Source organism: Streptomyces sp. SID13031, assembly GCF_010548305.1.
In the GTDB taxonomy this organism is placed as follows: Bacteria; Actinomycetota; Actinomycetes; order Propionibacteriales; family Kribbellaceae; genus Kribbella.
Window position 1 is genome coordinate 1 of sequence record NZ_JAAGLV010000027.1, and the last position, 12,570, is coordinate 12,570.

Genomic DNA, 12,570 nt, shown 5'->3' on the forward strand with positions numbered 1-12,570 from the left:
TCGACCGCGTACGACGCGGCAGGTGACCGTAAGCGAGCACGCGCCTCGATGCGCACGGCGATCGCGAACCACAACGCCAGCGGCCCCAACCCACCGCGCACCGTCTCAGGGGTTAACCCCTGAGACGTGCCGAGGGCGGGCGGGCAGGCCGGGGTGCATCCCTACCGAGGGGTAGCCGTGAGTTTCCTGTGAGTTGGCTGGCAACGGCACAGTGTGGCCTGACAACGCGGTGTGGATCGGGATACCTTCAGGGGGTGCGTGGCGACCGCCACGGACGAGGTCGGAGACTGGGTGGGCCGTCCTTTGCCTTCAGATGGGGCTCGCCGCGGTTCGGACGACGCCCAGGCAACGGGTTTCGGTGATCTGCTGCGCCGGCACCGGCGAGACGCCGGATTGTCGCAGGAGGGACTGGCGGAGCTCGCCGGACTGAGCGTCGACGCGATCGCGGCGCTCGAGCGAGGTCGCCGCCGAGCGCCCAGACCGCACACGCTTCGCCTGCTGGGAGACGCGCTCCGGCTCGGCGCCCCCGATCGCGCCCAGCTCACTGCCGCTGCCCGCCGCGACGACAACGCCGGTCCCCGGTCGTCGACGATGCGCGCGACGCCGGCCCCTGCGGACGAGTTGATCGGCCGCACGGACGAGCTGGCCGAGGTCGGCCGACTGGTCGGCGAGCGGAGCACCAGGCTGATGACGTTGAGCGGTCCGGGCGGCGTAGGCAAGACCCGCCTTGCGCTCGCCGTCGCCGCCGAGGTCGCCCATCGCTTCGAAGACGGCGTCTGCTGGGTGCCGCTCGCTCCGGTCTCGGATCCGGCTGCGGTCGCCTCGGCGGTGGCCGCATCGACCGGACTGCACCCGCTCGACGGAGCCCGCCTGATCCAGGAGATCGGCCGGCAGATCGGCCGGCGCAACGTGCTGCTCGTGCTCGACAACTGCGAACACGTCGTCGCCGATACCGCGACGATCTGCTCCGCGCTGCTGGAGTACTGCCCGAACCTCTCCATCCTCGCCTCCAGCCGCGAGCTCCTGCGGATCGCCGGCGAGAGCGTGTACGTCGTGCAGCCGCTCGCACTGCCGGAGACGAACGACGAGCTCGACACCTCGCCCGCCGTGAAGCTCTTCGTCGACCGGGCCACCGCGCGTGGTCACCAGCCCGTCGAGCAACGCGAGCAGGTGGCCCGCGTCGTCCGCCGGCTCGAAGGTATGCCGCTCGCGATCGAGCTAGCTGCCGCTCGCACGAACGTGCTGACCGTCGAGGAGCTGGCCGCCGAGCTGGAGACCTCCTTCGGCATCCTGGCCGGTGGCACGAGTAGCGCGGGTCCGCGGCAGCAGTCCCTGTACGGCGCGATCGAGTGGAGCCATGACCTGCTGACCCCGCCGGAGCGCGAACTGTTCGCGCTGCTGTCGGTGTTCGTCGGCGGCTGGACGTTGAACGCAGCGGCGGCGGTGCTCTCCGGCACGGTCGTCCCGGGACCGCTGGAGCGAGCAGTGGCGCTCGACCTCACCAGCCGGCTCGTGGACAAGTCGTTGATCCGGGTCAGCCGCGACCGTGGCATCGCGCGGTACGACATGCTCGCCGTGATCCGCGAGTTCGCCGCCGGCCAGCTCGCTGCCTCCGGTCGTACAGAGGAGATCGCGCGGCACCACGCCGCCTTCTACATCTCGCTCGCCGAGGAGGCCGAGGGGCACCTGCGCGGCGCCAACCAGGCCGACTGGCTCGATCGGCTCGACGGCGAGCTCGACAATCTCCGCGCCGCGATGACGTGGTCACTACGATCCGGTACTGCGGGCGAACCCGTTCGCCTCGCAGGTGGACTGTGGTTGTTCTGCTACCTGCGCGGCCACTACGCCGAGGGCAGCGAGTGGCTCGAGCGTGCCGTGACCGGCATGGAGGTCGTCGAGCCGCGGTACCAGGCGAAGGCGGCGCTGGGTGCGGGGATGCTGGCCTTCCTGCAATGCGAGTACGAGGTCGCCACGACGCGACTGGAGTCGGCGCTCACGCAGTACAAGGCACTCGACGACACCGCCGGTACTGCCCTGGTCATGCAGCGACTCGGGGGAGTGGCCCGCGAGCGCGGCGACTATGTGACCGCGGAGAACCTGCACTGCCAGAGCTACGACCTGTTCGAGAGCCTCGGCGATCGGTCGGGGATGTCCTGGGCGCACAACCACCTCGGGTTCGTCGCCTGGCTGCGCGGGGATCTCGAGATCGGGGCGCGCCGGTGCCGCCGGGCTCGCGACAGCTTCCGGGTGCTCGGTGATGGCGAAGGACTGGCCTGGTCGCTGATCAGCCTGGGCACGATTGCGCAGTACAGCGGTGAGCTCACCGAGGCCGAGGATCTGCTGCTCGAGAGCCTGGCGCTGTCGCAGCGGCTCGGGTATCGCGAAGGTGTCGCCTGGTCGCTCAACCAGCTGGGCATCGTCGAGCGGCGCCGGGGCTTCACCGACCGTGCGGTGCACCTGCTCGACGAGAGCCTCGCGGAGCATCGCGATCTCGGTGACCGCTGGCGGTCGGCGAGCGTGCTGGAGGAGCTGGCCACGGTGGCTCAACAGCGCAACCGGATGGAGTACGCCGCCTTCCTGATCGGTGCGGCCGACGGCATCCGCGAGGTCATCGGTGCGCCGGTGCCCGAGGTCGAGAAGCCCGACCAGCTCGCCACCCGGCGGTCGATCGAGCAGACCCTCGACCGTCGTGCCTTCCGGGCCGCTTGGTCGGCCGGTCGCGCGGCACCGCTGGCGGCGGTCGCCGATGGCTACCCGGGCTCGGGCGGCAGCGCCCAGGACCGCTCGAACCGTCTCTGATCAAGCGGAGCCGGACCGCCACCACACACTGACCACCGCCGGCCGCTGACTCCCACGCTCCGCAACGCCGGTTGGGCGCCCGCCGGCGGAGGTTGATGTGTGATGGCGGTCCGGTTCCGCCTGACGGGAATCGGTTCCGCAATGTGGGTAAGCGCTTGCCAAGTGGCTTGCCACATCGCAGGATAGGCCTCCTGATCCGCCCATCAGGAAGGTGTTCGATGACGAACTTGTTCAGCAGGAGGACTCTGCTCGGAGCCGGGGGAGCGGTGGTCGGGGGAGCCGCATTAGGCTCACTCGGCATGGGCCAGGCGTCGGGAGCGACTCCGCAGGCGTCCACCACCGGTTTGTGGCAGTCGGAGCGAGTCCGGTACGACGCGAAGTATCGGCTCGTCTACACGGCCGACGCCGAGGGGAACCGGATCCCCGACTTCAGCTACGCCGGCTACAAGTACGGCGACAGTCCGATCCCGCACGTGCGGACGGTGAAGACCGTCAAGCCGATCGACGGTGACAACACCGCCCACCTGCAGGCCGCGATCGACGAGGTCGGCCAACGCGCGCCGGATCGCAGTGGCTTCCGTGGCGCGCTACTGCTTGCCCCTGGCAACTATCCGGTCGCCGGTACGCTCCGGGTGAACCAGTCCGGCGTCGTACTGCGTGGCTCTGGCGACGGTGCCGACCCCAAGCGGAACACCATCATTCAGGCGACCGGCAATACGCCCGTCTCGCGCGATGTGATCGTGCTCGGCGGCGGGACCAGCACCGGTTGGAGGGGGCAGGTCCCCGGCACCCGGACGGATATCACCAGCGACTGGGTGCAGGTCGGATCGCGATCGTTCGACGTCGCCGACGCGAGTGCGCTCAGGCGGGGCGACAACATCATCCTGATCCACCCGTGCACAGAGGCCTGGCTCACCGCGGTCGACCACGGTGGTACGGCGACGGACGCCGGCTGGACCGTCGACAGTCAGCCGATCACCTACAACCGCTACATCGACTCGATCCGCGGCAACACCGTGACCGTCGACGTACCGCTGTTCGAGCACCTGCGACGGGATCGCTCGCAGTCCTACCTGTACGTTTGGGACCGAGCCGGCCTGGTGACCGGCGTCGGTGTCGAGAGCCTGCGGATCGACATCCAGTTCGCGGGCGATCCGGATGTCGACGAGGCGCACGCCTGGGTCGGGGTGAAGGTCCGGCAGGTCGAGGATGCCTGGGTCCGGGACAGCACCTTCCTGCACTTCGCGAAGGCGGGCGTCGAGACCACGGAGGCGACCCGGGTGACGGTCCGGAACTGCCGCGCTCTCGATCCTGCCTCGGTCGTCACCGGCGGGCTGCGCTACAACTTCAACTGCGAGTCGTTCTCGCAGCAGGTGCTGTTCGCGGACTGTCACGCGAGCAAGGCCCGGCACGCCTTCATCTCGAACGGCGCCAGCAGCGCCTCGGGCCTCGTCTTCCTGCGCGGTACGTCGGAAGGCGCGCTCGCGTCGAGTGAGGGGCACCGGCGCTGGAGCCAGGGGCTGCTCTGGGACAACTACCGCGATATCGCGCCGCAGGTCGATCTGACCCTGGGGATCTACAACCGCGGCGACTACGGCACCGGGCACGGCTGGGCGACCTCGCACTCGGTCGGGTGGAACTGCGACACGGGCACCGCCAAGCTCGTCGTCCAGAAGCCGCCGACGGCGCAGAACTACGCGATCGGGTGCCGGGGAGTCGTCACCGGTGACGGTCCGTTCACTCAGCCGGCCGGCTACATCGAGGGTGCGAACCGCTCGGGGCTGTTTCCGCCGTCGCTCTATCAGGCGCAGTACGTGGACCGGCACCGCTGAGGCTATGAACTGGGCGCCAAACAGCCTCGCGAGGCACCACGACCTGGGGGATCGAAGGTACCTCGCGAGGGATCTGGGAGCCGGGATGCTCCATCGGTGAACGAGGTCCCGGCCAGCTGCGTCTGTCTGACCCCCCAGGCAGTCCCCCCACCCAGCAGCCGGCCGAAGCCACGTTCGGCGATGTCACCCTTGCACCGGCCCTCCCAGTCGATGCTCGGTTCTCCCGCGCTGACTCAAGGTTCCCGTGGTCACGCTGCGTGGCACAGGGACGGAACCCTGACATCGCCCTGACAAACACAGGGTGACAACGAACGCCTCGTCACGTTCTTGCGGATCGTGACGAGGCGTTTGCTTTCCGTGCCCGAAAAGGCCGGAACGAGCGGATTAATTGAGCTGGTAAATCCGGTTAGCGCAGATATCCCGAGACTGCTTTGGTGAATCCGGCGATCCGGTACAGCGGTGCGCCCGCGCCCTCCCCGTCAGAATGAGAAACGGACGGGGCCGGAATTCCCTCACCCTTGCAGCTGAGGTCCTCGGCCGGCGCCACCCCGGTGGTGAGGAAGGTGTTGACGAGCTTGTCCGCGCACTTGTTCACACCGCCGTAGATGCCGTGGTCGCCCTCGCCCGTGACGGTCAGCAGCCGCGATCCGGCGTACCGGTGGTGGGCCGAGGCGGCCAGCGAGAAGTTGGTGGCGGGGTCGTGCACGGACTGCACCATCAACGTCGTCGGCAAGCCTTTGCCGGTCGGCGTCGGCATCTCGGGAGCTGAGCGATCCCAGTAGAAGCAGGGGTTCTCGTTCATGCCCCAACCGAGCAGCGGGTACTTCGGGCCGAGCTCGGCGGCGAGTTGGTCGCCGTACTCGCGGCCTTGCGGCCAGGGGGTGTCGTTGCAGGTGACCGCGGTGAAGGTTGCGTTCTCCGCGTCGTCGGCGAAGGCCTGGCCCGCCGGCGGCAGTCCGACCGGACCCCGGCTCGCGCGACGGACGAGCTCCTGCTGGCGAGCCAGCGGCAACGCGTCGACCTTGCGTTGGGCGGCCTTCGGTCCACCCTTGAGCTGCGCGGCGGTCAGTTCACGGAAAAAGGCGAGATCCAGTGCCAGTGACTGGAAATCCATCTTTGTATACATATCCGCGGCGATGAGCTGGTCGAGCGCGTTCTGGTCGTAGGTGATCTTCATCGAGCCGTCGAGGAACTCTTCGACGGCCGGCTGCTTTTTCAGTTCCCGGCGGAGCCGCTCGTAAGTCCTGATCACCAAGCGTGGCGAAGAGCCGAGTTTCAGCTGGTCGTCGTGCTCGGCGGCCCAGGTCGCGAAGTCCTCGCGGAAGCGGCGCTCGAAGGCCTGCGGCTGGGCCACGAAGGTGTCCGACCACGGCTTGGTGAAGTCGGTGTTCGAGTCGAGTACGAAGCGTCCGACGTGGGCCGGGAAATAGGTCTGGTAGTACGCGCCGAGCCAGGTGCCGCCGGAGTACCCGAGCCAGTCGATCTTGTCGTAGCCGAGCAGCTGGCGGATCAGGTCGATGTCCTGGACGGTCTGCGCGGTGTTGACGTAGGGGAGCAGGCCGCGCGACTGGCCGTCGCAGTACGGCCTGGTCAGCTCACCCGCCGCGGCGATCAGGTCGAGGTTGCCGCTGTCGCGGTCGCGCGCGTCCATGGTGAAGCCGGGTGCGCCTTGGCAGCTGACGTTGGAACTGTCGCCGGTGCCACGCGGGTCGAAGCCGACGAAGAGGTGATCATTGCCGAGTCCGGACTGACTGGCCAGGTACGGCGCCATGCCCAGCCCTGCCCCACCGGGACCGCCGGGGTTGCCGAAGAGGACACGGCTCGGCCTGGTCTTGCCAGTGGGGGTGACCTTGCTGATGGCGAGGTCGATGTCGTTGCCGGCGTACTGGTTCGACCAGTCGCGCGGCGCGGCGATCTTGGCGCAGAACGTCCGGTACTCCGGATCGCCGCACTGCTTCCAGACGGGTTTCTGCTTCAGGTACCGATTGGCCACGTCGTTGGGCCTGCTCTGCACCTGCGCGGTACCGGCTGGGAGAGAGGCGCTCGCTCCGGAGCCCGGGATCGCGAGCAGAGCGGCAGCGCTGATACCGAGGCCGGCGGCCAGGGTACGGAACTTCATACATCCTCCAACGAATGGCCAAGCGTGATCGGACCGTCGCAATCTGTCATGTCAGCGGTACGCCGTCGAGCACCACCCCCGGCCCGGCGCGGGATCGTCTGGATGCTAAGGGTCCAAGGCGTATCGCCGCGTTTCTGTCGGTGGCTGGTTCTAGGGTCGGCGGCATGGGTGACTCTGGTGAATTGCTGATCGGGCAGTTGGAGTACTACTGGGATTTCCACCTGCGGCCGCGGCTGGAAGGGCTGACCGACGACGAGTATCAGTGGGCGCCGGTGCAGCCGAGTTGGACCGTGCATCCGGATGCCAGTGGCGCTGTCGTGTTCGACATCGAGGATCCCGAGCCGTCGCCGCCACCGGTGCCGACGATCGCCTGGCGACTGGTCCACATCGCGGTCGGTTGCTTCGCCGTTCGCTACAGCGCCTTCTTCGACGGAACGATCGACGCACCTATGTGGGACCCACGCCACCGCCCTGCAGATCTCCCCGTGACCGCCGATGCCGGGCTGGCGTTCCTGGACCACTGGTACGGGAAGTGGCACGACGCGATCCGCAGTCTCGACGACGCGGGCCTGGCCAAACCCCTCGGGCCGAAGGGCGGGCCGTACGCAGACGACCCGATGTTGGCGTTGATCAGCCACCTCAATCGCGAGACCATGCACCACGGCGGTGAGATCTGCCTTCTCCGCGACCTCTACCGAGCCGGGCTGACGACGAAATGACCGCCTTCGACCTGCACATCGTCTTCGACTGCGCCGACCCCGACCGGGTCGCCCGCTTCTGGAGGGAAGCGCTCGGCGGCTACGACTTTCCGATGCCCGTACCGGACGGCTTCACGAGCTGGGACGAATGGGCCGACGCCCAGGGGATCCCGGTCGCCCAACGCCCCACCGCCCGCACCCTGGTCGACAAGGTGCGCGATCGCCCGGACATCTTCTTCCTGCAGGTGCCCGAAGCAAAGGCCGGCAAGAACCGCCTGCACCTCGACGTCAAGGTGGCGCAAGGCCTCGACGGAGCCGATCGCCGAGCAAGGATCGAGGCCGAGGCTGAGCGGCTGTCGGCACTGGGCGCCACGATCGCCGTGACGGTGGACCAACCCGAGGGCTTCCACCTCGTGATGCAGGACCCCGAAGGCAACGAGTTCTGCGTGGCCTGAGGCTCAGTCGCGCAACGCGGCGAAGATCTCTCGCTGGACGGCGTCATCGGGATCATGACCGCCGGCGTACTTGCGCGGTGTGGCATCAGGCAACGCGGTGAGCAGCCAGTCGGCAGGCGCGGGAGTGAACCTAACCGGACTGTGGTCCGATTATGTGTTATGGTCGGTTTTCCATTGTTTTGAAGGGGAAACTGATGACTGTTGCTGTCGCTCCGGGGACCATCGTCGTGTACTCCGACCTGTGGTGCTCGTTCGCTCACCTGGCCGTGCATCGGCTGCGAAAGGCGCGGGCCCGGCTGGGGTTGGAGGGGGTGGTGGCGTTCGATCACCATGCGTTTCCGTTGGAGTTGCTGAACGGGCACAGCAGTCCGCGGCCGGGGACGGACTCGGAAGTGGCGGCGATCGGGCGGCTTGATCCTGAGGCTGGGTGGAAGCTGTGGCAGGCGCCCGACTGGACCTATCCGACGACCACCTTGCCTGCGCTCGAGGCTGTGCAGGCGGCCAAGGAGCAAGGGTTGGCGGCCAGTGAGGCGCTGGATCTTGCGCTGCGCAAGGCGTTCTGGGTGGAGAGCCGGTGCATCAGCCTGCGGTCGGTGTTGCTGGAGGTTGCGGTGGAGACGACCGTTGTCGACGTTGATCAGTTGGCGGCCGCGTTGGACGACGGTCGTGCGCGCAAGCTGGTGATGGCCGACTTCGCCGTCTCGCAGACCGATACCGTCCAGTGCAGCCCACACCTGTTCCTCGCCGACGGTACGAGCGTGGCGAACCCAGGAGTCGAGGTCCACTACACCGGCGAATACGGCACCGGTTTCCCGATTGCCACGGCCGACGACCCATCCATCTACGAGACCCTGCTCCTCCGCGCCGCCGGCTCCCTCCAAGCCATCTAGCCTCCCAGCCCGTGGACCCAACCTCCCTCCACGGGCGCGCCCGGGCGAACCGCCGTCTCAGGGGTTGACCCGTCAGATGGTGGGTTGCCCCTTCAGAATCCGGCGAGGCAACCCGCCATCTTAGGGGTCAACCCCTCAAACGGCTCGGATGCCAGGGGCGTTAGGTGGGCGCGTTAGAGGGTGATGCCGGTGTGGGTTTTGATGTGGGTGGGGAGTGGGTCGTGGGTGTCGCCGGTGGTGGGGGTGTTGGCGGGGTCGATGACGAGGATCTGGGCGCCGCCGTCGGAGTACGGGCGGTGGTAGATGCCCTTCGGGACGACGAAGAGGGAGCCTGCGGGCAGGGAGACGGAGCGCTCGTCGGGGTCGCGGACGGCGATGCTGAGCTCGCCTTCGAGGACCAGGAAGAGTTCGTCGGTGCTGTCGTGCACGTGCCAGATGTAGGAGCCCTTGACGTGCGTCAGGCGGATGTCGTAGTCGTTGATCCGCGCGGCGATCCGCGGGCTCCAGAGGTCGTCGAAGGTCGTCAGGACGGCGCGCAGGTCGATCGGTTCGTTGGTCACGAAACCATCCTGACCGGCTGCGCTCGGAGCGCGTGAGTGCTAGGAATAGCATATGTCGAAACAATCCTCGCACCGCGTCGCGGTGATCGTCGACGAGGGCTCCAACCCGTTCGAGCTCGGCGTCGCCACCGAGCTCTTCGGCCTCCGCCGCCCGGAGTTGGATCGCGACTGGTACAACCTGGTCCTCTGTACTCCGCAACCGACCGTCCGTATGCACAGCGGCTTCTTCACCCTGACCGGAGTCGCCGGCCTCGACCGGATCGACGACGCGGATACGGTGATCGTCCCGAACCGCCCGGACCCCGAGACGCCGCCTTCACCCGAGGTGCTGGACGCCGTACGACGGGCTGCCGCGCGCGGGGCCAGGATGGTCAGCTTCTGTACTGGCGCGTTCACCCTGGCGGCGGCCGGCGTGCTCGACGGCCGCCGCGCGACGACGCACTGGCGCTGGGCCGGCCTGTTCGCTGTCATGTATCCCGAGGTGAAACTCGAGCCGGATGTCCTGTTCGTTGACGAAGGCGACGTTCTGACGGCGGCCGGCAGCGCGGCGGCGCTCGACCTCGGCCTGCACCTGATCCGCCGCGACCACGGCGCCGAGATCGCGAACGCGGTCAGCCGCCGACTCGTCTACACCGCGCATCGCGACGGCGGCCAACGCCAGTTCATCGACCAGCCGGTACCACCCGTGGCAGACACCTCGCTGGCCCCGCTGCTCGGCTGGATCCGCGAGGAACTCGCCAGCCCCCTGACCATCGCCGACATCGCAGCGCATGCCGCCATGAGCCAGGCGACTCTCCATCGCCACTTCCAGGCAGAACTCGGTACGACGCCCCTCGCCTGGCTAACCGCCGAGCGAGTAGCGCTCGCCTGCCGCCTACTCGAAGCCGGCGAGATCCGCCTGGACGCAGTCGCCCGCCAATGCGGCCTCGGTACGGCGACAAACCTGCGCATTCAGCTCAGACGGCGTACCGGCCTGACGCCGAGCGATTACCGACGCAGGTTTGCTCTCAACACTGGCGGGTGATGAATTGGCCCCACCCGTGCTCGCACGTCGGGCCGGAGGGTAGCGCCCGCCCGAACCACGAGGTGTGCACTCATCACCCGGCAGTCAACTGATCATCTCGGCCAACCCGTTGCCCGGTTCGTGGTTGGGTGGGCTCAATGCGCTGGCCCGGCGAGCGAGTGCGGGTGGGCTAACACCTACTCGTCGGTTGCCGGGTCCGTGTGCAGGCGGATCTGCTTCACGCGCACCGTGCCGTCGCCGTACAGGTCAAGCTCGCGATGGGCGCCGTCGGCAGCCCAGCCGGAGTCGGTGTAGAAGGAGCGCAGTACGTCGTCCGTCGAGTTGATCCAGACCGTCACCCGGCGGAAGCCGTCGGCGCGGATCGTGTCGACGACGGCATTCAGCAGTCGCGAGCCGTGGCCGGCGCGGGTTGACTCGGGGTCGATCGCGAGCTCGGCGACCAGCGCGTCGTGGCGCGGGTCGGCGTCGGGGTCGTCGGAGGCGGTGATCGCGGCGAATCCGACCAGTGTCCGGCCGGCCAGCGCGACCATCACCCGGTTACGCGCCTCGCCCGGAGCGATCAGGGCGGCCCGCCACTGCGCGGCGAACTGCGCGGCATCGAGGTCGGCGAGCACCTGAGCCGGCAGCAGTTCGGCGTACGCCCGGCGCCAAGCGGCCACCTGGATCACGCCGATCGCATTCGCCTCGTCCGGCAGCGCGAGCCGCACGCTCGACTCGGCGATCGGATCGGCGGCCGGCTCCCCGGCGCCCATCGAGGTCAGGCTTTCCGGTTCCGGTACGCCGAAGTCGTCGTGGTTCATACCGACATCCTTTCAAAGCCCTGAACGAAGACCTCCGGCAGGACACCCGTCGGGGAGGTGACCTGCCGGAGGTGGCTCGGGGGAGAGGATCAGTAGGTCAGGCGACGGAGCAGCGTCTCGGCCGGTCCGCGGTACGAGTGCTTCTTCATCTGGTAGGCGGCGATCACCGAGATCGTCCAGACCAGTACTGCGGCGCCGGCGGCGGTGAGGCCGGTGCTGCCGAGCCGGTTGCCCAGGTTCAGCGTGAAGGGCGCCAGCAGGATCAGCCAGCAGACCGACTGGAACAGGTAGCCCGACATCGACCGCTGGCCGAGGGCGGAGATCGCCTGGACCGGGACACCCAGCTCGGCCGGGCGGCGGTTCGCGGTGAGCTTGCCGACCAGCAGAGCGAAGAGCGCGATGTAGCCGGGGCCACCGAACTGACCGCTGATGTTGTGCAGGAAGTTCATCGAGTCGACCGCGGCCTCGTCGACGTGCAGCCACCCGGCGGCGACCAGGGCCTGCGGCAGGCCGCCAAGGACGGTGACGCTCATGCAGACCGCGGCGACCCGGGTCAGCAACGCCTTGTGGGCCTGGGGGTTCTCCAGCAGTTGCTTGCGAGCGGCCCAGATGCCGAGCCAGACGATCACGATGAAGCCGAGCACGGTCGCGGTGTGCATCGGGTACTCCTGCAGCCGGTGCACCAGGCTCGATCCGTAGCTCGTGGCGGCCAGCGACGGGTTCGGGCTGTTCGTCATCGAGTGAGCCGGGCCGGAGCTGTTGACGGCGGCCAGTACGGCAAGAGCTGCCGCGACGATCACGTAGCCGAGCTGCGCTCCCCAGATCCACAGGATGATCTTGTGGAACCGGTCACCGCGGTTGAGCAGCGCCAGCGTGCAGATGATGCCGACCAATCCGTAGGCGCCGAGGAAGTCGCCGAAGTACAGCAAGGTGGCGTGCGCGAGACCGAAGGCGACCAGCCAGGCGTTCCGCTTCAGCAGGATCTTCCGTACGCCGCTCGGCGATGTGCCCGAGTTGCGCTGGCGCCGGGCGAGCTGGACCAGGCCGTAGCCGAACATCACCGCGAAGACCGGGTAGGCCCGGGCGTCGACCAGGGTGATCTTGAGGAGGTTGAGAATCCGCTCGAGGCCGTGCGGGCTGCCGTTCAGGCCGGGCTGGCCGGCGAAGGCGAAGTTGGCGGCGTTCGCCAGCCCGATCAGCAGCAGCATCCCGCCGCGGATCAGGTCCGGCGCCAATGCGCGCTCGGCGCCGGTGACCGGGCCACGGTGGTCCGCCGAAGTCAGAAGCATCGTCATGGGAGATCGTCCTTAAAACTGTGGAGGGGTTGAGCTGTTACCCCTGATCCTGCTCTGGTGGCCGCCGCTGCCCCAGTGGCCTGAACCCACTCCTGAGG

Annotated in this window: 10 protein-coding genes; 6 read left to right on the plus strand and 4 right to left on the minus strand. The window is 68.2% G+C overall.

All coding sequences use genetic code 11. The annotated features are described in order from the left end of the window. Positions 1-258: 258 nt before the first annotated feature. Together G3I17_RS36205 and G3I17_RS36210 are read left to right on the plus strand one after the other, a co-directional pair. The gene (locus G3I17_RS36205) at positions 259-2,799 is read left to right on the plus strand and encodes a tetratricopeptide repeat protein (protein WP_164603310.1); all 2,541 of its coding nucleotides are present in this window, start codon (positions 259-261) and stop codon (positions 2,797-2,799) included. A gap of 218 nt (positions 2,800-3,017) precedes the next feature. Next, positions 3,018-4,631, plus strand: a complete 1,614-nt coding sequence (locus G3I17_RS36210) for a hypothetical protein (RefSeq protein ID WP_203591247.1) — start codon at positions 3,018-3,020, stop codon at positions 4,629-4,631. A gap of 406 nt (positions 4,632-5,037) precedes the next feature. Here the strand turns inward: G3I17_RS36210 and G3I17_RS36215 are convergent, their stop codons facing one another. Then, positions 5,038-6,750 carry an alpha/beta hydrolase gene (locus G3I17_RS36215; RefSeq protein ID WP_164603312.1) on the minus strand — a complete coding sequence of 571 codons (1,713 nt, stop codon included), beginning with the start codon at positions 6,748-6,750 and terminating at the stop codon, positions 5,038-5,040. Positions 6,751-6,914: 164 nt separating this feature from the next. Between G3I17_RS36215 and G3I17_RS36220 the strand changes: the two genes are divergently transcribed. The 3 genes from G3I17_RS36220 (at position 6,915) to G3I17_RS36230 (ending at position 8,793) form a co-directional block, all read left to right on the plus strand. After that, a complete protein-coding gene (locus G3I17_RS36220) occupies positions 6,915-7,469 on the plus strand; it encodes a DinB family protein (protein WP_164603314.1) in 555 nt (184 codons plus the stop codon). Continuing rightward, positions 7,466-7,903, plus strand: coding sequence for a VOC family protein (locus G3I17_RS36225; RefSeq protein ID WP_164603316.1), 438 nt, complete (start codon positions 7,466-7,468; stop codon positions 7,901-7,903). Before G3I17_RS36220 ends, G3I17_RS36225 begins: the two co-directional genes overlap by 4 nt. A gap of 194 nt (positions 7,904-8,097) precedes the next feature. Next, positions 8,098-8,793 (plus strand): DsbA family protein, encoded by a 696-nt coding sequence (locus G3I17_RS36230; protein WP_164603318.1) that lies wholly within the window; start codon positions 8,098-8,100, stop codon positions 8,791-8,793. A gap of 173 nt (positions 8,794-8,966) precedes the next feature. On the opposite strand, the gene G3I17_RS36235 is transcribed toward G3I17_RS36230, so the two are convergent. Beyond that, complete coding sequence (locus tag G3I17_RS36235) at positions 8,967-9,353, minus strand: cupin domain-containing protein (RefSeq protein WP_164603319.1); 387 nt, start codon at positions 9,351-9,353, stop codon at positions 8,967-8,969. A 52-nt stretch (positions 9,354-9,405) separates the two neighbouring features. On the opposite strand from G3I17_RS36235, the gene G3I17_RS36240 reads away from it, so the two are divergent. Next, positions 9,406-10,377, plus strand: coding sequence for a helix-turn-helix domain-containing protein (locus tag G3I17_RS36240; RefSeq protein ID WP_164603321.1), 972 nt, complete (start codon positions 9,406-9,408; stop codon positions 10,375-10,377). 176 nt (positions 10,378-10,553) lie between these two features. On the opposite strand, the gene G3I17_RS36245 is transcribed toward G3I17_RS36240, so the two are convergent. Together G3I17_RS36245 and G3I17_RS36250 are read right to left on the minus strand one after the other, a co-directional pair. After that, positions 10,554-11,177, minus strand: coding sequence for a GNAT family N-acetyltransferase (locus tag G3I17_RS36245; RefSeq protein WP_164603323.1), 624 nt, complete (start codon positions 11,175-11,177; stop codon positions 10,554-10,556). Between the two features lie 89 nt (positions 11,178-11,266). Continuing rightward, positions 11,267-12,472 carry a DUF418 domain-containing protein gene (locus G3I17_RS36250; protein ID WP_203591248.1) on the minus strand — a complete coding sequence of 402 codons (1,206 nt, stop codon included), beginning with the start codon at positions 12,470-12,472 and terminating at the stop codon, positions 11,267-11,269. Between the last annotated feature and the right edge of the window lie 98 nt (positions 12,473-12,570).

Coding starts and splice junctions, on each gene's coding strand:
- G3I17_RS36210 (WP_203591247.1), top strand. CDS start 3,018: ATGACGAACTTGTTCAGCAGGAGGACTCTGCTCGGAGCCGGGGGAGCG.
- G3I17_RS36215 (WP_164603312.1), bottom strand. CDS start 6,750: ATGAAGTTCCGTACCCTGGCCGCCGGCCTCGGTATCAGCGCTGCCGCT.
- G3I17_RS36220 (WP_164603314.1), top strand. CDS start 6,915: ATGGGTGACTCTGGTGAATTGCTGATCGGGCAGTTGGAGTACTACTGG.
- G3I17_RS36225 (WP_164603316.1), top strand. CDS start 7,466: ATGACCGCCTTCGACCTGCACATCGTCTTCGACTGCGCCGACCCCGAC.
- G3I17_RS36230 (WP_164603318.1), top strand. CDS start 8,098: ATGACTGTTGCTGTCGCTCCGGGGACCATCGTCGTGTACTCCGACCTG.
- G3I17_RS36240 (WP_164603321.1), top strand. CDS start 9,406: ATGTCGAAACAATCCTCGCACCGCGTCGCGGTGATCGTCGACGAGGGC.
- G3I17_RS36245 (WP_164603323.1), bottom strand. CDS start 11,177: ATGAACCACGACGACTTCGGCGTACCGGAACCGGAAAGCCTGACCTCG.
- G3I17_RS36250 (WP_203591248.1), bottom strand. CDS start 12,472: ATGACGATGCTTCTGACTTCGGCGGACCACCGTGGCCCGGTCACCGGC.